The following is a 20,843-nucleotide window of genomic DNA, read 5'->3' as shown; positions in this document are numbered from 1 at the left end:
CGGGAGGTCCACCGGTCCGGTCCCGCCGTTCATTCGGCGGAGCCGGAATTCGGTGTTCTCGGCGGGCATTCCGGATATCGGGCGGTCGCGTTCTACGGTGGCGTCGAGCCGGCGTTCGGAGGGGACAGCGTGGCGGTGGCGTCGAGCCCCCTCATCGGCATGCCGACTTCGTACGCCACCCGTATGCCGCCGGCCAATTTCGTGACCGCGCCCTTCAGGTCCTTCGACGCCGTTCCCTCCTTGGTGGTGGTGACCTTGATCCCGGATCCGTCCGGAAGCATGCCGACGGTGTACACGGGGGCCGGTAGCCCGCCCGACGTCATGGCGTCGCCGATCCGTCGGAGCGCGGGATCGACGGTCCTTCGGGAGTACTGGCACCGCCGGATGTCGGCGAGCGAGGTGTCGATGTCCGGATGCGCCTTCGCCGCCGCTTCGACGAGTGCCCGCGCCCGTTCCTCGTCGGTGGCGAACAGGACGACCCGCCCGCCCGCCCCGTCCAGTTGAAGCGAGCCGAAGGTGTCCGTGAAATCCGCGCGGCCCTGCTCGCCGATCGCCGATTCGAGGTTCCGCAGGGCCGCGTCACCGGGCGCGCTCCGCGAGAGCGGGGAGGCGGGCGCTCCCTCGCCCGTGACCGGTGCCGCGACACTGCCGCACGCGCTGAGCAGGAGGATCAGAGGAAGGGCCATCGATCGTAGGGACTTCGAGCGGTGCCGTGTCACGTTCACTGTCCCTGCTGTCGGCCAGAGGGTGTCCGCGAGGCATCCTGCCATTCCCGGCGGGTGGTGCGGGAAGGTTCTCGTCCATCGGGTCCGACGAGCGGGGCGCGAGCCGTGCGGGGTCAGCGGCGGCGCAGTGACGGGTCGAGCAGCGCGGGCGGGGTGTCGTTCTTCTCGTGGGCGGCGAGGTCGACGCCTGGTGCCACGACGGCGTCGATCGCGTCCAGCACGTCGGCCGGCAGAACGGTGTCGGCGGCGGCGAGTTGCGCGTTCAGGTGCTCCGGGGTGCGGGGGCCGATGAGCGCGCAGGTCACGGCGGGGTGTGCGGTCACGAAGCCGAGTGCGAGCTGGATCATGGTCAGGCCGGCGGCGTCGGCGATCCCGGCCAGCCGCTCGACCGCGTCGAGTTTGGCCCGGTTGGACGCGACGGTGGTGTCGAAGCGCTGCGGCATGAACGTCGAGCGGCTGGTGGTGACCTCGCGGCCCGCGCGGATCGCGCCGGACAGCCAGCCCGAGGCCAGCGGGCTCCACGCGAGCACACCGAGGCCGTACTCCTCGGTCACGGGCAGGACGTGGGTCTCGATCCCGCGTTGGAGGATCGAGTAGCTGGGCTGTTCGGTGACGTAGCGGCTCACCTGGTGCTCCCGGGCGGCCCACTGGGCCTGCACGATGCGGTGGGCGGGGAAGGTCGAGGAGCCGAAGTAGCGGATCTTGCCGGCGCGTTGCAGGTCGGTGAGGGCGGACAGCGTCTCCTCGTCGCCGGTGCTCGGGTCCCAGCGGTGGATCTGGTAGAGATCGACGTGGTCGACACCGAGGCGGCGCAGGCTGTTCTCCAGCGCGGTGACCAGCCAGCGCCGTGAGCCGCCCCGATGGTTGCGTTCCTCGCTCATCGGCATCCCGGCCTTCGTGGTGAGCACGAGGTCATCGCGGCGGGCGGCGACGGCGCGGCCGACCATCTCCTCCGACTCGCCGCCGCCGTACAGGTCGGCGGTGTCGACGAGGTTGATCCCGGCTTCGAGGGCGGCGTCGACGAGGGCGGTGGCCTCCTCCTGGGTGGTCCGCCCGAGCCGGCCGAAGTTCATCGCGCCGAGCGCGAGGGAGCTGACCTGCACACCGGTGCGGCCCAAGGTGCGGTACTGCATGGCTGTGTTCCTCCAAAACGGATGGACGGTTCGGCGCGGTTCGGTGCGGCGCCGGCCGGCCGGTGGGTGTCAGGGCGTCGGGGCGTCGGGGCGACGAGGGCGGCGGGGGTCCCGCTCCGGTCCCGCGCCGCCGCGGGTCACTTGGACTCGACCCGTCCGAGTGGGTCGGGCCCGGCCGCGAGCAGGTCCCGCGCCGCGCGCCAGCTGGGATCCCCGGGGTGGAACAGGGTGCGGAGGTAGGCCCCGGTGAGGCGCTGGACGGCGGCGACCCGCTCGGGGTTCTCGTCCGTGGTCTCGGCGACGTCGTAGCCGGAGACCCCGCCGAGACCGTGCCCCGCTCCGAACAGCGTGAGCAGGGACTTGGGGCCCGGGGCGAGGGCGTACGGGTCGCTGTGCCAGGACGCGCCGCGGACCGTCAGGTGGGGGGAGGTGTCGTGGTCGCCGACGACGACGAGTGCGGGTGTCGTCATCCGGGAGAAGTCGGTGGTCAGGAGGAACGGGTGGTTCTCGGCGGCGGACCGGGTGAGGGCGTCACCCCCTCGGCCGGGCGCGGCGAGCAGGACGCCCGCCGTGATCCGGGGATCGGTCAGGTCCACCTCCGCGCCGCTGAGGGGGTCGGTGAGCCGGGCGCCCAGCAGCAGGCTCGCGGTGTGCCCGCCCATCGAGTGCCCGGCGACGGCGACCTTGGTCCGGTCCAGGCGTCCGGGGAGCGTCGGGACGGCGGCCTCGATCAGGTCGAGGTGGTCGAGGACGCGCGTCATGTCCTCGGCCCGTGACCGCCAGTACAGCGGCGCCCCGGGGGTGTCGGGGTCCAGGCGCAGCGTTCTGGAGCTCAGATGGGTGGGCTGGACGACGACGAAGCCGTGCGCCGCCCAGTGGGCGGCGAGCGGGGCGTAGCCGTTCAGCGAGGAGAGGTGGTGGGAGGGGCCCTGGCCGTGCGAGAGCAGGATGATCGGCAGGTCGCTTCCGGTCACCGGGGCGGAGACCCGCAGCCGCAGGTCCACCGCGCGACCGGGGGACTGGAGGACCAGCGGGCCGACCGAGAGGACGGGAGTGGGTGCGCTGGCGGTGTCGGCCGGGTGGGTCGAGGTGTTTATGGGATGGCCTTTCGCTTCCCGCGGCGTGCTGCCGGCCTCGTCGGGCCGCCGGCGGGGGAGGCGGACGGGAGGGCCCGCTTCGGCTAGGCTCAAAGCGGAACCTTGTTCCAGATACGATACGGAACAAGGTTCCGTTTGGTCAACGTCGAATCATCGCCCGGACGGAGAACGTGGTGTCCACTGCAGGCCAACCCGCGGAGGTGCCGACCCGCGGCAAGCGGGCCGACGCGCAACGCAACCAGCGGGCGCTCCTCGCCGCCGCCGCCGAGGTGTTCGCCACCTCCGGTATCGATGCGCCGATCCGCGCGATCGCGGCCCGGGCCGGCGTCGGCGTCGGGACGATCTACCGCCACTTCCCGGCCCGGGCGGACCTCGTCGTCGCCGTCTACCGCCACCAGGTCGAGGCCTGCGCCGAGGCCGGTCCGACCCTGCTCGCCGCCGCCGACTCCCCCCTCGCGGCACTGCGCCAGTGGGTCGACCTCTTCGTCGACTTCCTGGTCACCAAGCACGGCCTCGCCAACACCGTGCAGTCGGACAGCGGCTTCGACGCGCTGCACTCCTACTTCCTCGACCGCCTGGTGCCGGTCTGCGCGGACCTGCTCGACGCCGCGGTCGACGCCGGCGAGATCAGGCCCGGCACACAGGCCTACGAACTGATGCGCGGCATCGGCAACCTCTGCATCGGGCGCGACAGCGACCCCCGCTACGACCCCCGCCGACTGATCGACCTGCTGCTCCAGGGGCTGCGGCGGCCGCCGTCGTCCTGAGGTCGCGACGGCCACCGCCGGCGCCGACCGGACGGCGCCGCGGCGGACGATGCGGGCCGGGGCGACGGCCGGGCGGCGAACCCTCGCCCGGTCGCCGGCCGTACTAAGGAGGAGGAGTACGGATCAGCCGAACCAGCCCGCGGGAGTGACCGATGCCGAAGTACCGAAACGCCCACCGGATCACGGTGATCGGTGTGCAGGCCGAGCGGCCGCAGCGCGCCGTGGTGACCGTCCGGGGCGGCGGCACCGTCGTGGTTCCCGGGGTCCTCGGCGCCAGCGAGCTGATCGACGCCGCGGACTGGGACCTCGCCGTCGAGTACGAGCACGAGGGCGCCTGGGGGCCCAGTGTCCGCGCCGTCGTGGGCCGGTGGGAGGACCGCGACGGCACCCCCAGCCAGGTGATCCGCTGCACCGACCGGGACGGGGCCGGCAATCCCGGGGGCCGCAGCCTGGTCCTGCGGATCGACCGGGAGGACCCGCGTCCGCCGGCGGCCCCCGCCTCCACGCCCGCCCCTCGGTGGGCCGCCACGGAGTCGGCCGCCCGCCGGGAGGACCCGGGGCGGGGCGGTGCCCGGGTCAGTACCTCCGGCGCGGACCTGCCCCCGGTCCGGACCTCCGGGACGACCTCGGCCGCCCGCCACTTCCCCACCACGTCCGGCGGTTGGTAGACCCTGGTGCGAAACGACGTTCCGTGACCTGTTCCGGAGGCCGTCACGGTCGGCCGCGTGCCATGGGGCCATGCGACGGCCGAAGAGATCACGGCTGCCTTGCGGGCCGGTGACGTGAGTTCGGCGGACTGACGGACGAGGCGATCGTCCGTATCGAGCGGGAGGACGCGGCGCTCAACGCGATCTGCGTACCCGACTTCGACCGTGCGCGGGCCGCCGCGCGCGGTGCCGACCGGGCCCGCGCCCGCGGTGCGGACCGGCCGCTGCTCGGGATCCCGGTGACGGTCAAGGAGTCCTTCGACATCGCCGGACTTCCCACGACCTGGGGCATGCCGCAGCACCGGACGTACCTGCCGGCCGAGGACGCGGTGCAGGTGGCACGGCTCAAGGCGCGGCGGGCGCGGTGGTGCTCGGCAAGACCGATGTGCCCCTGGGGCTGCAGGACGTGCAGAGCACGACCACCGGCCGGATCCGCTGCGGCGCCGGCTCGACATCGACGGTGTCGGGCCCGTACTTCGACCAGCTGGTCTGGGCCGGTCCGGCCACCCTGCCGGGCCTGCCCGCCACCGCCGTACCGGCGGGCCGGTCCGCCGAGGGTCTGCCGGTGGGCCTGCAGCTCATCGGCCCGATGTGGGAGGACCGCACCCCGCTGGGGCCGGCCGAGCTGCTGGAGCGGCGGATCGGCGGCTTCCGGGCGCCGGCGTAGGGCCTGTCGCCGGGGTGGTGTCCCGGCCCGGCGCCGCGGGCCGGGCCGGGACGCCGGGCGTGCTCGCGCGGAGTCGGGGCTCAGCCCTGTCGGGTTTCGATGACGACCGACTCGATGACGACCTCCTGGACGGGGCGGTCCGTGCGGGGGTTGGTCTCGCTGGTGGCGATGGCGTCCACCACCTTCTTGCCGGCGTCGTCGGCGACCTCGCCGAAGATGGTGTGCTTCCCGGTCAGCCAGGTGGTGGGGGAGACGGTGATGAAGAACTGTGAACCGTTGGTGCCCGGACCGCTGTTCGCCATCGCCAGCAGGTACGGCTTGGTGAAGGCGAGGTCGGGGTGGAACTCGTCGGCGAACTTGTACCCCGGGCCGCCCGTGCCGTTGCCCAGCGGGTCGCCGCCCTGGATCATGAAGCCCTCGATCACCCGGTGGAAGACCGTACCGTCGTACAGCTTGGCCGTCGTCTTCTGGCCGGTCTCCGGGTGGATCCATTCGCGCTCGCCCTGGGCGAGTTCGACGAAGTTCCGGACTGTCTTCGGGGCGTGGTTCGGCAGCAGCCGCACCTCGATGTCGCCCTGGTTCGTCTTGAGTGTCGCGTAGAGCTGTTCAGCCACGATGTGCCTTCCTCGGCGGTGTCAGGTGATGCCGTCACTCATCTCACCGCCTGCGCGGGCCCGGTTGCCGCGGTGTTCGCGGGAAGCGGACGTCGACCACCCGAACGAGGGACGGGGACCGACCCCCGGTCCTTTCGGCGGTCACATGTGGGAGCTGATCACACCACCGGTGCTGAGCACGATGTAGGACCCGTTGGCGACGGCGCCGACGTCCTGCTGGTTGGTCTCCAGCGTGTCGTGGACGGCGTTCTCGTTGCCGATGATCTGTGCGCGGTACCGGAGTTCGCCGATCTTCGTGACCTTGGCCGTCCAGCCGCCCGCGAGCTTGAAGGTGCCCGGTCCCTGGTGTCCGCCGCCCATCCAGGAGTGGACGTGGCCGTCCACCGAGAGCACCACGAACATGTCGTTGGCGTCCAGGCCGGCGTCGGCGTTGTGCGTTTCCAGGGTGGCGAGGACGTCGCCCTTGTTGACGATCTTGGCGGCGTAGTTCTGGTTCCCGAGGTCCTGGATCTCCGCCGTGCTGCCGTCCACCAGGGCCTCGGTGCGCACCGGGGACTTGCCCTTGGTGCCGGTGCCGGTGCCGGTGCCGGTGCCGGTGGCCGGCGCGGTGGTCCGGGGCGCGGCGGGGGAGGCGGGTGGGGCGGTCGGTGCGGTCGCCCCCGGCGCGCCGGTCGGGGCGCCCGGAGTGGTGGTGCCCGGCGCGGTCGGAGAGCCGGCCGCGGTCGGCGGCGCGCCGACGGGTGCGGTGCTGCCCGGTGCGGAGGGGGCGCCGGCCGCGGCGGTGGCGTCCGCGTCGGACGAGGGGCCGCAGGCCGTCGCGGTGGGGACGAGCAGAGCGGCTGCCAGGACGGTGCCGGCCAGGGAGCGGACGGTGGTGGCACGGCGGGTCGTCGAGGGGGGCATGCGGCTTCTCCTGAGCGAAGTACGGGTGAGGTCGCGCGCACGGCCCGTTCCCTCTGGTGCGGGAACCGCCGAGCGATGCGGCTGCGTGCACGATCGAACCTAGTGCGAACAATCGACGGAATGACGCATTCCGTGTCACCGGACCGCAACGCCCGGACCGCGCCGTGCCGGTCACGGCGCAAGCGCGTCCACCCAGTTGAGGGGCCGACAGGTGGACGCCCCGGGCGCCGGGGTGGCGGCCCCGGAACCCTCCGGCCGGCGGTGTGACGGTCGGTCGGGCGCTCGCCGTCGGACGCGTCCGGGGGCGTCGCCGGGAGTGGTGCGCGGCCGCCGGGCCGACGGCCCGGTGAACCCGTGGGGCCCGAGCGCCCGTCACCTTCACTGAAGGGGCTGCCCGGTGGACGGGCGGCCCCGGTCCGTACCGATCGAGGGAGTGCCCGTGAAGAAGATCAAGACGGCGATGGCCGCCGCCGTTCTCGCCGGTGTCGCGCTGACGGCGACGCCCGCCCAGGCGGCGACGCCCACGGCGACCCTGGAGCCGATGCACTGCACCAGCCCCGTCTGGGGCGGCGAGTACCTCTGCGGCGCCGACTTCGGGGAGCCGGGCATGGCGGAGTACGCCTACCGGGACGGCCGACGGATGGTGTTCGTCATCGGCACCGACCACGCCGTGTGGACGCGTTCGAGCAGCGCGTCGGGGAAGAAGAGCGCCTGGTCCTCGCTGGGCGGCTACAAGACCGGTGGCGTCGGCATCATCGCCTCCGACACCGGCGGCGGCCAGTTCGAGATCGCCGCGAAGGGCACCGACAACCGCCTGTGGTCCCGGCGGCACGCGGCGGACGGCAGCTGGAGCGCGTGGGCCCGGATCTCCTAGCGCCCACCTCCGCCGGGCGGGGCGGCACCCGGTCCCGCCCCGCCCGGCAGCCCGCCCGTTCCGCTACGGGCGCGCTGGGGTGGACGGGATTCAGCGGGCCGGGGTCTCCACGGGGTGGGTGTCGCCCTCGTGGCTGCCCGCGGTGAGCGTTCCGGGGGAGGCGGGCGCGGTGTCGGGTCCGGCGGTCCGGCAGGTCGTGCAGGTGTGCCACCGGCGTCCCGACGGAGGCTGGTCGGAGTGGGGGTACCGGTGCGGGGCGAGGGTCATGTCGGAGGTGTCCAGGCCGCACAGGGTGAGGGGGCCGCAGGCGCCCGAGGCCTCGGCGGGGGCGGTGTGCGCGCGGCGCACCGGGTTGTCGGGGTAGGCCGGCTCGCGGTCGGGTCCGAGGAGCCGCACGTTGGTCGGGGTATCCAGTTCCAGCACGACGACGATGTCCATCTCTCCAACGTCGCCGCCGGAGCGGTTCGCCGCATTCCCACCCCGGCATCCGGACGAGTGGGGCCGGCCGTGCGGACCCCGGGCCGGGCCGGCGTCCAGGCCGCCGGTCCGGCCCGGGGGAGCGCCGTTCGACGGTCGATGACGGCCGATACCGGATGAATCGGCTGATTCATGCATCAATGCGGTGATGTCGGGTAGTGGCTCGGCAGGGCGGATGCGGTGGGCGCGTCGTGCCGTGCCCGCACTCTCCCGGGGTGCCAGGTGCCACGGGGCCGAGGCCCGGCGATGTCGCGCCGGTCCCCGGGAACGAGAGCCCGGCGCGGCAACGAGAGCCCGGGGTGCGTCCCGCGCGAGGCGCGGGCGGCACCGTCGTAGCCGGGCGTGCACCCAGGAGGGCATCGTGTCCACCATCCGGGCAGCGGCCGGTCCGCGCGAGGACCGGACGACCGAGCCCCCGCCGTCCTCATCGCCCCCACGGCCCCCGCGTCCGAGTGCGGAGGAGCTCCGGGCGATGGGCAAGACCGAGGCCCGCGGGATCAGTGACGCGCTGTTCGCGAGGCTGGCGTCGCTGGATCGCGAGACCCGGGACTACAGCTACGTGCGCGGCACGATCATCGAACTGAACATGCCGTTGGTCCGCTTCATCGCGGCCAGGTTCCGGCACCGCGCGGAGGACCTGGACGACATCCTCCAGGTCGGGACCATCGGCCTGATCAAGGCCGTGGACGGCTACGACCCCGGGCGCGGCGTCGAGTTCGTCACCTACGCGATCCCGACCATCGCCGGGGAGATCAAGCGGTTCTTCCGCGACACCTCGTGGCCGGTCCGCGTCCCGCGCGGCATGCAGGAGGTCTACCTGGCCGTGGCCCGCGGCTCGGACCGGCTGGAGCAGCGGCTCGGCCGGCTGCCGCGTACCGACGAACTCGCCGAGGAGCTCGACCTGACGTACGACCAGGTCGTCGAGGGTCTGATCGCCGGCCGCGTCTACCGGCCCAACTCGCTGGACGCGCTGCGCGAACAGGACGGCGACGAAGCGGGCAGTGCCCTGCTCGACCGGCTCGGAGTCGTCGACCCCGACCTCGAACTCGCCGAGTTCCGGACGGCCGTGCGCCCCCTGCTCGGCCGGCTGCCCGAGCGCGAGCAGACGGTGTTGAAGCTGCGTTTCTGGGACGGCCGCACCCAGACGGAGATCGCGGAGCGGATCGGGGTGTCCCAGATGCACGTCTCCCGGCTGCTCAACGCGACCCTCGCCCTGCTGCGCGAACAGCTGGAGGACCGCGACGCACCGGGGTGGACGCGGGAAGCCCGGACGGCCACCGCGGGCGCTCCGAGCACCGGGCGGCGGCGCGGGGGGCCGTGCCCGGGTGGCGCCGGTGCTTCGTAGGGTGACCGGGGGTGGCACCGGTCCTCCGTAGGGCGCGGCCGCGACACGGTCGGTGACAGCCGGTGGTGAGCCGCGTGCTCACCACGCGTCGGGCACGACGTGGACGGCCGCCTCCTCGGCTCCGGCGGCGCCGCCGTCGATGCCCACGTCGGAGGCGAAGAGCCCCTTGTCGATGTCCGCGTGGGCCCCCTCGTCGGGCGCGAGGAGCCGTCCGGCCCGCTCGTCGCCGGCCTGGGGGTCCATCGGCTCGCCCTCCCCGCCGGGCACGTCGCCGATGCCGTCCCCGTCGTCCACGGTGATGTCGGGGACCTCCTGCGCCAGCCGGTCGTCCAGGCTCTCGCCCTCGCGCTGCTCCGCGACCGTGGTGCCCGCCCTGGTCACCCCGAGCGGCTTCTCGGGCGGCGAGTAGCCCTCGTCGAGGATGTCGTCGTAGCCGCGCTCGTCCACCGTGTTCTGGAGGTCCGGAGCCGTGTCGCCCTGGTCCGCGCTGTCGCCGGTCGGCTGGTGGACATCGTCACCCGTGGTGCCGTCAACCATGATCAACTCCTAGTTCCGCACCCCGGGGAGGTCGTCGAACGGGCCGCCCGGAGCACCAGCGGTTGTCGTACCCGCCCTCGCGCCGGGCGGGTACCCACGTCCATCGTCCGCCCGAGTGCGAACGGCCGCTCGCGTCGGGGGCGGCCGTACGGCCGTGCTGCCGGGAGCACCGGCCCCCGGCGCTCGGGGGCGCGGCCGGGCTGCGCGCGGGGCCGCCGGTGCGACGGCGGCCGCAAGCGGCAGGCAGGGCCACGGCCTGCGGCGCGGCGGCGAACGGCCCCATCGGCCGGACGGAGCCCCTCACGGTAGGCGTACCCGCGCGTGAGCGGCGTTTCCCCCGGGCGGCCTGCCCCCCAGGGCGAGGCGTGCCGGGGCAGGGACCGCCGGGACCGGGCCGGCCTGGCCGGGGCACGCGGGACCGGCCCGAGCGCCTCGGTCCGGACACCTCGGCCCGGACACCTCGGCCCGCGCCCTCGGTGCGCGCCCCCGCCCGGAGCCCGCCCGGAGCCCGCGCGGCAGCGGCAGCGGCAGTGTCAGCGGACGACGTCGAAGACCTGCTTCTGGATGCCGTTCGGGTAGACCGCCGACTCGACCAGCGTCAGCTTCTGGGCGTCCTTGTCGGTGCTGCTGAACAGGCGCTTGCCCGCGCCGAGCAGCAGCGGGAAGACGAGCAGGTGGTAGCGGTCGATCAGGCCGGCGTCCGAGAGGGCCCGGTTCAGGCCGGCGCTGCCGTGGACGATGATGGGGCCGCCCTCGGTCTCCTTGAGCGCGGCGACGTCGTCGAGCGAGCGCAGGATCGTGGTCTCGCCCCAGTTGGTGACCAGGTCGTCCTCGGTGAGCGTGGTGGAGACGACGTACTTCGGCATCACCTTGTAGTCGGCGAAGTCGGCCATGTCGGGCCAGACGGGGCTGAAGGCCTCGTAGCTGGTCCGGCCGAGCAGCATCGCGGTCGCCTCCTGCTGCTCACGGCCCTTGAGCTCGAAGGCCTCGGGCAGGAACTCGATGTCCTTGAAGGTCCACCCGGAGTTCCGGTAGCCGGGCTCGCCGCCCGGGGCCTCCACGACGCCGTCGAGAGAGATGAAGGCCGTGCTGATCAGGGTGCGCATCTGGGATTCCTCGGTTCTTGGCACAGGTACTCGGCAGGTCGGGCCGGTGCGCGGGCCGCACGGGCGGCTCCGGCGCACCGGACATGGACTCTGACTGTGGATCATGACAGAACTCATCGGTCCCGGCGCGATTCATTCCCGCCGGGTCGGCCGTTCCGGCGCGACGGTGGCCGGCACGGCAAGCGCGGGTGCGGCGCCCGACCGGCTGCCCCGTTCCGGCCCGACCACGACCGGCCCGACCACGCTCGGGGCCGAGCGCGCGCCCGCAGGGGTCAGACCCCGAACTTCGCCCTGGCGGCGGGCGTGACCGGGGTGAACAGGTTGACCAGGTTGCCGTCGGGGTCGCGCAGGAGCAGCGAGCGGTTGCCCCACGGCAGCGTGGTCGGCGCGTTGACGAATTCCTCGCCCCGGCCGCCGAGGGCGGCGTGGACTGCGTCGACATCGTCGACGAGGAACTCGATGACGACGCTGCGGTTGGCACCGGCCTCGGCCGAGCCCGGCGCGAACAGGGGCACGGTGCGGGTACTGCCGATGGCGAGGGTGGCCGGGCCCATCGTGATCTCGGCGAAGTCCTCGGTGCTCCAGGAGGCGATGGTGCCCGTGACGTGCTCGTAGAACGCGGCGAGGCGTGCGACGTCCTCGGTGATGATCCGGATCGAGACGAGGTTCATGCTTCTCCTCGGTGACTGGTGACTGGTGACTGGTGGTCGGTGGTCGCGTTGGTCGCGGTGGCCGGTCGGTGCGCGCGGCCGGCGGTGGCAGGTCGGCACCGGCCCCGTCGGCGCCGGCTTCAGCGGCCTGCGGAGCACGCTAGAGCGGATACCGGACAACCGCCGTCCGGTATCCGGGAGGATCTCCGACGGTTCCGAACCGAGGCCCCGTGCGCCTGTCGGCGGCGGCGGACATCATTGCCACCGACCTGACCACCCGGCCGACCGGAGGCCCACGTGTCCTCGTTGTACGACTTCGCGACCTGGGAGCCGCTGCTGCGGCTGCTGCGGACCGCCCATGCACCGGCCCTCGCCGCCCCCGGCGGCCAGGTGGCCGGGACCATCGGCCGCGGCTCCTGGAGCGTCCCGCTGCCGTGGCGGCAGCCACCGCGCGGCCGGGCCTCGATGGTGTCGGACAACCAGGACCAGTACGACGCGATCGACCGGGTACGCGACGCGCTCCCGGCGGCCGGACTCGACGACGTCGTGTTCGTCGTGGAGATCGCGTCGGACGGTACGACGGCGTTGCGCCTGTTCGACCACGGGCCCGCGGCCGCCGTGGGGATCGGCAACGCCCACCCGGGCGCGTTGACCCTGGTCGAGGGCGCCGTCCCCGAGCCGTGGCGCCGACTCCCCGAGTCGATGCCGGGCGCGCGGCCCGCCCCGTCGGCCGACCTGGTGGCGCTGGAGCGGATGCTGCGCGAGCGGATACCCGACGCGATCGGGGCCACCGAGGAGGAGATCGCCGCCGTCGAGTCCCGGCTCGGTCTGGAACTGCCCGAGGAGGTGCGGGTGCTGTACCGGGTGACGCGCGCGCGGTGGGCGGACTGGGACGGCGACCACGACGCGGCGCACCGCGTGTTCGACGCCGTCGGTTTCGAGCTGGGGGCGTTGGAGGACCTCGCCGTCGCCGACCCGGCGTCGCGTCGGTGGCGCTGGGAGTTCGCGGCGTCGGAGGCGGTTCTCACCGGGCCCGACGACGCCGTGCAGGATCTGGTGGGCTCACCCGGTTGGATCGTTCTCGGTGACTCCGGCGGGGGAGACCGGGTGGCGGTCGACCTGACACCCGGCCCGCGCGGTCACCTCGGCCAGATCATCGTGCTCGACCACGAACGCGGCATCGGCGCCTCCCTCCTGGCCGACTCGCTCACCAGCCTGGTGCGCGACCCGGACCAGGAGCCGCGCTCGGGCGGTCGCCGGGACAAGGAACCCGTCGCCGTCATCGTCCACCACCAGAGCCCGCGGAGCATCGAGGCCGCCGCCCACCCCGACCTGGAGGTGCTGCGCATCGGGCGGTGGGACGGCGACCCGTTCAGCCTCACGCCCGTGATCGGGCTGCCCCGCCTGCGCACCCTGACCGCCTACGCCGGCACACTCGCCGACCCGTTGGAGATCGCCGCGCTGACCGGACTGGAGTTCCTCTCGCTCGCCCCGGCGGACTGGCGCGCGCTGCTCGACGCCGGCGCCGTCCCGCGCACCCTGTCGGCCGCCGCCGTCGAGGTGCACCAGGGCGGGGACCCGCGCCCGACCATCGTGCTGGCCAACGAGATCCTCGCCCTCTGGAACCGTCCCCCGATCACCGTGACCCTGGTGCCCGGGGAGCTCGGGCCCCTTGCCCGGTGAGCGGCGGGGCCGGGCGTCCACCGGGGTCGGAAGCACTGTCGGATCCGCACCCTAGGGTGCTCGCATGACTGAGCCTCTGGACCTCGCCCGCGCGACAGCCTTCCTGCCCGTCACCCTGCCGCCCGGACGTCTGGTCGGCGGTGAGGAGGACGGGACGGGGCCGCTGCTGTGGATCAGTGACGCGCCCGCCGCGGTCGGACTGTGGGCGCGTCTGCACCGCGCGCACCCGGACACCGGGCTCTGGCCGCTGCTGCTCAGCCCGCTGGACGACGGCCCCGAGGTCCGCCCCTGGCTGTCCGGCGAGCTCTACCCCGGTCATGCCTCCGAGCCCGGTCTGTACGACCCCGCCGCGCTGCTGCGCCGCTGGTGGGAGGGACTTGCCGTCGGGGCGGAGGAGTACGGGGAGCAGGACGGGCTCGCCGAGGCCCTGGCCCCGTACGGCCCGGCCTGGCCCGGTACGGCTCCGGCCACGTCCGGGTCCGACGGGTCCGACGGGTCCGATGGGTTCGACGGGTCCGACGGGTCCGATGGGTTCGACGGGTCCGACGGGTTCGGCGGCGCGGCCGGTGTCGAGGCCCGGGGGCTGGCCGACGTGCTGCAGTCGATCCGGGGCTTCCGTCTCGGCCTGGTGCGGGCGGGGAGTGGGGCCGAGGCGCTGGCGGTGTGCGGGTGGGGCGGCCCGACGAACCATGAGGAGGACACCGCGAAGATCGCCGCCGTGCTCGCCGACTGGGAGCGCCGCTTCGGCGCCCAGGTGGTCGAAGTGGGCTTCGACACCCTGCGGTTGAGTGTCCCGGTGCCACCGGCCACGTCGGCCGAGGCGCTCCCGGTGGCCGCCGAGCACACCGCCTTCTGCCCGGACCTGGTCTTCCAGGGCACCGGCACCCTCGCCGCGTACGCCGAGCAGCTGGTGGGCGCCCACCAGTGGTCGTTCTGGTGGGACTGACCGGGCCCGGCCGGTTCGCCCGGTCGGCTTCGGCCCGCCACGGACCGTGGCGTCCGGCGGTGTCGCGCGCCGCGGCCGGTCCAGGCTGAGCCTGTGCCGCACCCCGGACCTGTGCCGCACCCCGGGCGGGCGCCGTTCGCCACCGGTCCCGGGCCGGGCGTGTCCGACTGGTGCGCTGGTCCCGGGACATGGGCGGGACCACGGCCTCATGCCGGTGGCGCGGTGGATTCCTAACGTAGGAGCACGCGTTGAGCGCCTGGCCCGGGAAACCGGCGGGGCGCTCCGCGCGCACCGGGCCGGGACCCTTCCCGGCCCGTGTGTTCCCCTCACGAACCACCGGAGGTCCCAGATGAGTTGGAACCAATTCACGCTCGCGTCGGCCGGCGGCGCGTCGGTGTCGAGCCGGGTCGCCGCGGTCTCCCGGATCGACGGAAGCATGGAGGTCTGGTGGGTCGGCTCGGACGGCTCGGTCCAGGGGGTGTACTGGTACGACGGGTCGCCGTGGCAGCACTACCAGCTGGCGCCGGCCGGGAGCGCCTCGGCCAACGGCGGGATCGCGGCCGTCTCCCGGATCCCGGGGAGCATGGAGGTGTTCTTCGTGGGGGCCGACGGTTCGGTGCAGGACCGGTACTGGTACGAGGGCAGCGCCTGGCAGGCCTTCGAGCTCGCCCCCGCCGGCAGCGCCGCCACCACGGGCGGGATCGCGGCGGTCTCGCGGATCCCGGGGAGCATGGAGGTGTTCTTCGTCGGCGGGAACGGTTCGGTGCAGGACCGGTACTGGTACGAGGGCAGCGCCTGGCAGGCCTTCGAGCTCTCGCCTCCCGGGACGGCCTCGACCATCGGCGGGATCGCGGCGGTCTCGCGGATTCCGGGCAGCATGGAGGTGTTCTTCGTCGGCGGGAACGGTTCGGTGCAGGACCGGTACTGGTACGAGGGCAGCAGCTGGCAGGCCTTCGAACTGTCGCCCGCCGGCAGCGCGTCCAGCACCAGCGGGGTCGCGGCCGTGTCGCGGATTCCGGGGAGCATGGAGGTCTGGTTCGTCGGCGCGAACGGTTCGGTGCAGGACCGGTACTGGTACGAGGGCAGCGCCTGGCAGGCCTTCGAACTCGCGCCGGCCGGCAGTGCCTCCACCCACACCGGCATCACGGCGGTCTCGCGGATTCCGGGGAGCATGGAGGTCTGGTTCGTCGGCGCGAACGGTTCGGTGCAGGACCGGTACTGGTACGAGGGCAGCAACTGGCAGGCCTTCGAACTAGCCCCCGCCGGCAGCGCCTCCATCACCAGTGGGATCGCGGCGGTGTCGCGGATCCCGGGGAGCATGGAGCTCTGGTTCGTCGGCGGTGACGCCTCCGTCCAGGACCACTTCTGGTACGACACGTCGAGCAAGAACTTCGACCTGGACGTCACCACCGACATCGCGATCGGAGGCTCGGCGCACGTCGTGATGCACCAGGACGGCTTCTTCTCGTTCAGCACGCACGCGCACGACAGCGGCTTCGACAACATCGACTACACGATCACCGCCGCCGTCATGACGCCGGACGGAACCGTCTTCACCTTCCAGCACTCCGGTCACACCGAGGGAACCGTCGCCGGGCTGCCCTTCGGGACGCCGGACCGCGACGACGACTTCACCTTCGTCGGCAACAACCCGCAGATCACCGCGAAGTGGGACGGCATCCTCAACGGCACGTTCCGGGTGAGCCTGGACGCCACCGACACCCTCGCCGCCGGCGTCACGGGAGCCCTCGGCGACCTCGTGAAGGCCATCGTGGCGGCGGCGGGCAAGGCCGCGGCCGACGCGGTCGTCAAGCTCGTCTCCTGACCCCGGCCGGTTGCCCGCCGGCAACCGGCCCCGACCCGCGCCACCGGTCCGGCCCCCGGGGAGCCGGACCGGTACGCGCGTTCAGCTGCCGGTGTCGCGCCGACGCCGACGCAGGGCGACGGCGCCTCCCGCGAGCGCGAGGGCCGCGCTCGACCCGCCGACGAGCAGGGGGGTCGAGGACGGGGCCTCCGCCGCCTTCCCCGCCGGGTCGTAGCCGCTGGACATGCCGGCGGTGTCGTACTCCGAACCGGGCAGCTTGTCGGCGTAGCGGGCCCTGACCAGCTTCTGGTACTCGCTCAGCGACACCGACGGCCGGCCCGCCAGGCCCTGGTGCGCCTGGTCGTTGAGCGGTTCGACCGTGGTGAGCCGCAACTGGTACCAGCCGCGGATCTGCGGCTCGGTGAACACCAGCGTCCCCACCGCGGCCTTGCCCGCGTACACGGCGTCGCCGTCACCGTCGCGGACGGCCGCCAGGTGCCAGCCGCCGCCCTCGGTGGGAGCGAGCATCACGGTGGCGTTCCGCCCGTTGACCGGGGCGTTCAACGCGGAGACCAGATGACTCAGCCGGACCGCCTGGGCGGGGACCGGCAGGGCCGTCCCCGCGACGAAGTCGGGGGTGATCTCGTTCAGGGCCAGCGGGTCGTTCACGGTGAAGGCCGGCACGCCCTCGCAGGGTTCGGCCTTGTCGGGGATCTGCTGCGGCGCCCCGACCTCGTCGCCCTGGGGCACCGGAACGCTGAGGAAGCGGCAGACGGCGTCGCGGACGTCGGCCGACTTCACCAGGTCGAGAGCGGCCTGGTAGCCCGGGATGTCCGCCGGGAGCGGGTCCATGGACGGGGCCGCGTGGACCGGGCCGGCCGCGGACACCAGCGCGGACGCGCCCAGGACCAGGACGGTGGCCAGGCGCGGCAGGCGGGAGGCCGCCCGCGCGCAGGACGTTCTGCTCTTCTTCATGCCGCCTGCCTCAACGGGAGATGCCGATCCGGGAGTGGGTCCACTTGAACGAGCTGTTGTTGACGTAGTCGTCGTAGTTCCACCAGGTGTAGGTGGCGGTGTCCGGCCACGGGTCGGCGACGCCGATGGTGTTGTTCGCCGTGTCGAATCCGTAGACGACGTTCATGTGGCCACCGCCGGACGTCCACCCGATCCGGGCGGCGACCGGTCGGGCCGCCTTGACGTCGGTGTAGACCTGGTTGAAGGTGGCCGCGCTGTTCAGGCCCGAGCCGGGCCGGGTCATGCCGAGGCTGCTCCAGCCCCTGGCCATGTCGTCGAGCGTGGCGGGCTGGTTGTTGCAGCCGTAGTAGGGCTGGGCCCGGCTGCAGAAGTCCGCCTGGGTGCTGCCGTAGCCCTGGAACTTGGCGATCGTCAGTCCGGAGGCGACCCAGCACCACTGGGACTTCTCCTGTTTGTACATAGTGATGGTGTCCTGGCCTGCCTCGGCGTGGGCCGGGCCCGGGGTGGCGGCGAGCAATCCCGAAGCCGTCACTGCGAGGGCCGCCGCCGTGGCCGTGAAGGTGGATCTGCCCATCGTCCCGCCTTTCCGCGTACGTGCGATGTGGGTCTGGTGATCCGGCGGCTTCATGACAGCACGGAACTGCGTCGTCGCACATGGTAGGTGTGGGAACTGTACTCGCAAGGAGGAATCGTCATATCTGCGGGCATAAACCATCGGCCCGCCTGTCCGCGCGCAGGGCGGCCGGGCTCGGGATCGGCGCGGCGGAGCGCCGCCGCGCAACGGTGCCGCGCAACGGTGCCGCTCCGGCGGTCGTCCGCGGCCACCGCGGGTCGACGCGGGCGTTCGGACCGCGCCGCGCACGGGTAGTGACGTCCTACCGGGTTGTCGGCGTGATGGGGGCATCGCACCTGCGGCTGGTGTTTGGTCGACGGCCCTGACGGCCACCTGCCGGGCGTGCTGATCGAGGTGGCGGCCCAGCACCCGCTGGTCGACGGGGCCACGCCCGGCGAGGAGTTCGCGGCCCGGTGGCGGCGCGGTCACGCGCTCTTCGAGGAGTTCCGGGCGGCCGGACGCCCGGTGGAGATCTACGTCCCGGGCAGCCGTCACCGGCACCTCGGGGTGGAGGACGAGAGCGGCCTCAGCCGGGCGGGCGGGCGGGCGGGCGGCCGGGCCGGCGAGGCACCGGGCCGGACGGGGGCCGGAGTCGGTCCCGCCCGTCCCGGTGCCTACCGCGCCGCTCGGGCGCCCGCGCCGCGGTCCACCGGAGCGATCGTCATCACCGGCCGGAAGTGCGCCAGTTCGGCCGGTTCGCCCACCGGGACGCCGTCGGCCTCGATCCAGGCGTGGGCCCGGAACGGGGCCAGTCGCACCCCCGTCCGCCAGGTCGGCCAGCTGCCGTGCAGGCGGCAGAGCAGCGCGGCGGCCAGTGAGCGCTGCAGGCACCCCTGACCGGCGCAGCGCACGCTCAGCGCCACCACGGCCTGCCGGGCGGCGCCGGCCTGTGCCGGGGTGGCCGGTCGCGCGCCGCGCCGCAGCTGGAGCAGGAGGCGGCGGATGCGGTGCGGCGGCAGCTTTTCGAGGACCCGGGCCAGCGCGATCGCGGTGAGCGCGGCGGGGCGGCTGCGCCAGGGCGGCCGGGGGAGGGCGGCGGCGTGCGGGAGGCTCATTCGGTGATCAACCCCGCGGCGGTGAGGCTCCGGTGCAGGCTGTCCACATCGGTGCGGGCCTGCTCGGCGGTGACGGGGTAGCGTTCGGCCAGGATCTCGGCGGCCTGATCCGGTGAGCGCCCGTCGATCAGCGTGCGCAGGATCAGGACGCCGGTGCGGTTCAACTGGAAGTAGCGACTGGCTCGTTCGTCGAGCAGGACACCCCCCGTGCCGGTCTCGGTCAGCGTCACGTCCGCGCGCAGCTTCACTGCCATCAGTGCCCTCCAGGGATCGGTGAGGTGCTCGCACGGCCGGCATCTCCGGTGCGCCCGGTGCCGCCGTTCGCGGTGCCGGGGGCCGTGCGGTGGGCGGTCCGCGCGCGAAGCCACTGCTCACAGCCGAGCGTGGCGTCCAGCGCGGCGTAGGAGGTGCCGGGCGGGTAGAGGCCGACACAGGCCCGGCGCAGCGAGGAGGCGTCGATCAGCCCGGCCTCGGCCAGCGCGCTCCGCTCGGTGAGGTCGGCCAGTTGGCGGCGGTGGCGGTCCAGCCCCTCGTAGGCGTCGGGGCTGAAGTCGCCCTTGCCCGTGCGGCGCAGCAGGTGGTCGGGCACCAGGCCCGCCATCGCGCGGGTGAGCAGCGGCTTGTAGGCGAAGGGGGTGCCGCGCAGGGAGAGGTCGGCCGCCAGGCAGGCGTCGAGCACGTGGTCGTCCAGGAACGGCACGGTGTACGGCGTACCGACCCGGGCGGTGAGCTCCACGGCCTGCCGCATCGCTCCGGCACTGTGCTGCACCATGTGGAGCAGCTGGTGCTGGGCGTGCTCGGGCGCCAGCGGCTCGGCATCGTCGAGAGCGGCGAGCAGTTGGGCCCGGACGCTGCGGATCGTCTCCGCGGCGGCCCACGGGGGCAGCCGCGGCGGCATGCCCCAGCCGAGCAGGGTCGTCCCGGGCGGCGGTGTGGTGGCCTCGATCTCCTCGGCCGCGTCGGCCAGCCAGTCCCGGTAGCTCCGTCGGTCGGCCAGCGCACGCAGGGAGGGGAGCAGCGGCCAGCGCAGCCGGGCCCGATGGCCGCTCAACTGCCGTGCCGCCGCGACTGGGTGGCGCCGCGCGAGCGCGCGCAGGTAGGCGGGCAGGAGCTGCAGCACTTCGTCCCCGCCTTCGCCGCTGATCCGCAACCGGGCGCCGCGGGCGCCCAGTTCGCGGGCCACGTGCTCGTCGCGGGCCCTGGTCCTGGTCCAGGCGAACGGTTCGTCGCCCTGCTCGCCCGGTTCCTTCAGGCCGGCGAACATCGCGGGGAGCGTGTCGGCGCCCACCAGGAGTCGGGCGCCCGGGAGTTCGGCGGCGGCGGCGTCCGCCCAGCGGGCGTCCTCGTGCAGCCGGTCGACCGAGCCGAAGGTCACGGTCAGCAGCCCGCTGGGGCCGCGCGCGGCGAGGAAGCTCAGCGGGGTGGAGTCCAGGCCGCCGGACAGGTCACTGGCGACCAGTCCGCCGGCGGCGGTGCGGGCCGCGACGGCCCGTTCCAGCGCGACCCCCAGGGCCTCGGCGGCCTCGGCGGGTGAGCGCCGGGGCGCGGGCGGACGCCAGCGTCGCGCGGTGCGGACGGGCCCGTCCGGTGGCAGGAGCGCGCCGTGGTCGTAGGGCACGGGCTCGACGCCGGTCCAGAGCGGCAGCAGGGCCAGGGGGTGGGGCAGCGGGTGCAGCAGGCGCAGGGCCAGGCGCTCGGTGGCGACGGACTGCCCGGTCAGCTCGGCGAGGACGTCCGCCCGGTCGGCGAGGACCGGTACGCCGTGCAGTCGCGCGTGGTGGAGCCGGCGCAGCCCGGACAGGGTGCCCTGGGCCCGGACCGTGCCGTGCGCGCTGACCAACAGGTGGAAGCTGCCGTCCAGTCGGCCGGCCAGTGCGCCGGGATCGGCGGCGTCGGCCGCCCGTTCGGCGTGCCGGCGCAGGGTGTCGGCGTCGGCGTTGCTGTGGCCGAGAACGGCGACGTGTACGCGGCCGGCGCGCGCGTCGACGAGCTCCGCGGCGGGCCAGTCCCCGATGATCCAGGGCCGGCCCGAGGGGTGGTGCAGGACACGGGCGCCGCCCGTGTCCGGGACCCCGGGCCCCGGGGGGGGGGGGTTGGTGTTCGGGGGGGACAACCAACACGTGCGAGGGGTTTCCCACAACGGGCTGGCGGAGGAGAAGATGTTT

Annotated in this window: 21 protein-coding genes and 1 pseudogene; 8 read left to right on the top strand and 14 right to left on the bottom strand. The window is 73.8% G+C overall.

The annotated features are described in order from the left end of the window. Positions 1 to 92: 92 nt before the first annotated feature. From ACFXHB_RS04400 to ACFXHB_RS04390, 3 genes are all read right to left on the bottom strand, one after another. Positions 93 to 686: a hypothetical protein gene (locus ACFXHB_RS04400; protein ID WP_380571978.1), complete on the bottom strand. Its 594-nt coding sequence runs from the start codon at positions 684 to 686 to the stop codon at positions 93 to 95. A 152-nt stretch (positions 687 to 838) separates the two neighbouring features. Further along, a complete protein-coding gene (locus ACFXHB_RS04395; RefSeq protein WP_380571977.1) occupies positions 839 to 1,858 on the bottom strand; it encodes an aldo/keto reductase in 1,020 nt (339 codons plus the stop codon). A gap of 137 nt (positions 1,859 to 1,995) precedes the next feature. Beyond that, a complete protein-coding gene (locus ACFXHB_RS04390; protein ID WP_380572045.1) occupies positions 1,996 to 2,955 on the bottom strand; it encodes an alpha/beta hydrolase family protein in 960 nt (319 codons plus the stop codon). 173 nt (positions 2,956 to 3,128) lie between these two features. On the opposite strand from ACFXHB_RS04390, the gene ACFXHB_RS04385 reads away from it, so the two are divergent. The 3 genes and pseudogenes from ACFXHB_RS04385 (at position 3,129) to ACFXHB_RS04375 (ending at position 5,096) form a co-directional block, all read left to right on the top strand. Continuing rightward, on the top strand, positions 3,129 to 3,722 hold the full coding sequence (locus ACFXHB_RS04385) for a TetR/AcrR family transcriptional regulator (RefSeq protein WP_380571976.1): 594 nt from the start codon (positions 3,129 to 3,131) through the stop codon (positions 3,720 to 3,722). Between the two features lie 152 nt (positions 3,723 to 3,874). Then, the gene (locus ACFXHB_RS04380) at positions 3,875 to 4,390 is read left to right on the top strand and encodes a hypothetical protein (RefSeq protein ID WP_380571975.1); all 516 of its coding nucleotides are present in this window, start codon (positions 3,875 to 3,877) and stop codon (positions 4,388 to 4,390) included. A 57-nt stretch (positions 4,391 to 4,447) separates the two neighbouring features. Then, positions 4,448 to 5,096, top strand: a pseudogene (locus ACFXHB_RS04375) (amidase family protein). Between the two features lie 80 nt (positions 5,097 to 5,176). Here the strand turns inward: ACFXHB_RS04375 and ACFXHB_RS04370 are convergent. Both ACFXHB_RS04370 and ACFXHB_RS04365 read right to left on the bottom strand, forming a co-directional pair. Further along, a complete protein-coding gene (locus tag ACFXHB_RS04370) occupies positions 5,177 to 5,710 on the bottom strand; it encodes a peptidylprolyl isomerase (RefSeq protein WP_380571974.1) in 534 nt (177 codons plus the stop codon). Between the two features lie 141 nt (positions 5,711 to 5,851). Next, a complete protein-coding gene (locus ACFXHB_RS04365) occupies positions 5,852 to 6,613 on the bottom strand; it encodes a hypothetical protein (protein WP_380571973.1) in 762 nt (253 codons plus the stop codon). Between the two features lie 439 nt (positions 6,614 to 7,052). On the opposite strand from ACFXHB_RS04365, the gene ACFXHB_RS04360 reads away from it, so the two are divergent. Next, a complete protein-coding gene (locus tag ACFXHB_RS04360; protein ID WP_380571972.1) occupies positions 7,053 to 7,487 on the top strand; it encodes a hypothetical protein in 435 nt (144 codons plus the stop codon). Positions 7,488 to 7,577: 90 nt separating this feature from the next. On the opposite strand, the gene ACFXHB_RS04355 is transcribed toward ACFXHB_RS04360, so the two are convergent. Beyond that, positions 7,578 to 7,925 (bottom strand): hypothetical protein, encoded by a 348-nt coding sequence (locus tag ACFXHB_RS04355; RefSeq protein WP_380571971.1) that lies wholly within the window; start codon positions 7,923 to 7,925, stop codon positions 7,578 to 7,580. A gap of 511 nt (positions 7,926 to 8,436) precedes the next feature. Between ACFXHB_RS04355 and ACFXHB_RS04350 the strand changes: the two genes are divergently transcribed. Then, positions 8,437 to 9,309: a SigB/SigF/SigG family RNA polymerase sigma factor gene (locus tag ACFXHB_RS04350; RefSeq protein ID WP_380571970.1), complete on the top strand. Its 873-nt coding sequence runs from the start codon at positions 8,437 to 8,439 to the stop codon at positions 9,307 to 9,309. Between the two features lie 78 nt (positions 9,310 to 9,387). On the opposite strand, the gene ACFXHB_RS04345 is transcribed toward ACFXHB_RS04350, so the two are convergent. The 3 genes from ACFXHB_RS04345 to ACFXHB_RS04335 form a co-directional block, all read right to left on the bottom strand. Beyond that, positions 9,388 to 9,846, bottom strand: coding sequence for a DUF5709 domain-containing protein (locus tag ACFXHB_RS04345; RefSeq protein WP_380571969.1), 459 nt, complete (start codon positions 9,844 to 9,846; stop codon positions 9,388 to 9,390). A 533-nt stretch (positions 9,847 to 10,379) separates the two neighbouring features. After that, a complete protein-coding gene (locus tag ACFXHB_RS04340; RefSeq protein WP_380571968.1) occupies positions 10,380 to 10,952 on the bottom strand; it encodes a dihydrofolate reductase family protein in 573 nt (190 codons plus the stop codon). A gap of 272 nt (positions 10,953 to 11,224) precedes the next feature. After that, positions 11,225 to 11,623, bottom strand: coding sequence for a VOC family protein (locus ACFXHB_RS04335; RefSeq protein ID WP_380571967.1), 399 nt, complete (start codon positions 11,621 to 11,623; stop codon positions 11,225 to 11,227). Between the two features lie 276 nt (positions 11,624 to 11,899). Between ACFXHB_RS04335 and ACFXHB_RS04330 the strand changes: the two genes are divergently transcribed. The 3 genes from ACFXHB_RS04330 to ACFXHB_RS04320 all read left to right on the top strand — a co-directional run bounded on the left by ACFXHB_RS04330 (position 11,900) and on the right by ACFXHB_RS04320 (position 16,056). After that, positions 11,900 to 13,285: an SMI1/KNR4 family protein gene (locus tag ACFXHB_RS04330; RefSeq protein WP_380571966.1), complete on the top strand. Its 1,386-nt coding sequence runs from the start codon at positions 11,900 to 11,902 to the stop codon at positions 13,283 to 13,285. Positions 13,286 to 13,349: 64 nt separating this feature from the next. Continuing rightward, entirely contained in the window at positions 13,350 to 14,231 is an 882-nt protein-coding gene (locus ACFXHB_RS04325) for a DUF4253 domain-containing protein (RefSeq protein WP_380571965.1), read from the top strand. A gap of 349 nt (positions 14,232 to 14,580) precedes the next feature. Next, a complete protein-coding gene (locus ACFXHB_RS04320; protein WP_380571964.1) occupies positions 14,581 to 16,056 on the top strand; it encodes a hypothetical protein in 1,476 nt (491 codons plus the stop codon). Positions 16,057 to 16,137: 81 nt separating this feature from the next. Here the strand turns inward: ACFXHB_RS04320 and ACFXHB_RS04315 are convergent, their stop codons facing one another. The 5 genes from ACFXHB_RS04315 to ACFXHB_RS04295 all read right to left on the bottom strand — a co-directional run. Further along, positions 16,138 to 17,010 carry a hypothetical protein gene (locus ACFXHB_RS04315; RefSeq protein ID WP_380571963.1) on the bottom strand — a complete coding sequence of 291 codons (873 nt, stop codon included), beginning with the start codon at positions 17,008 to 17,010 and terminating at the stop codon, positions 16,138 to 16,140. Between the two features lie 10 nt (positions 17,011 to 17,020). After that, positions 17,021 to 17,584 (bottom strand): papain-like cysteine protease family protein, encoded by a 564-nt coding sequence (locus ACFXHB_RS04310; RefSeq protein ID WP_380571961.1) that lies wholly within the window; start codon positions 17,582 to 17,584, stop codon positions 17,021 to 17,023. A gap of 653 nt (positions 17,585 to 18,237) precedes the next feature. Then, positions 18,238 to 18,678: a lasso peptide biosynthesis B2 protein gene (locus tag ACFXHB_RS04305; protein ID WP_380571959.1), complete on the bottom strand. Its 441-nt coding sequence runs from the start codon at positions 18,676 to 18,678 to the stop codon at positions 18,238 to 18,240. Then, positions 18,675 to 18,932, bottom strand: coding sequence for a lasso peptide biosynthesis PqqD family chaperone (locus ACFXHB_RS04300; protein WP_380571957.1), 258 nt, complete (start codon positions 18,930 to 18,932; stop codon positions 18,675 to 18,677). The genes ACFXHB_RS04305 and ACFXHB_RS04300 overlap by 4 nt, the downstream gene beginning before the upstream one ends. Beyond that, a partial coding sequence (locus tag ACFXHB_RS04295) for an asparagine synthase-related protein (RefSeq protein WP_380571955.1) occupies positions 18,932 to 20,843 on the bottom strand: 1,912 nt, incomplete at its 5' end. The genes ACFXHB_RS04300 and ACFXHB_RS04295, both read right to left, overlap by 1 nt.

This window comes from Kitasatospora sp. NPDC059327, assembly GCF_042752535.1.
Lineage (GTDB): Bacteria > Actinomycetota > Actinomycetes > Streptomycetales > Streptomycetaceae > Kitasatospora.
The sequence above is the reverse complement of the archived record's forward strand: the minus strand, read 5'-3'. Positions and strand labels throughout refer to the sequence as shown.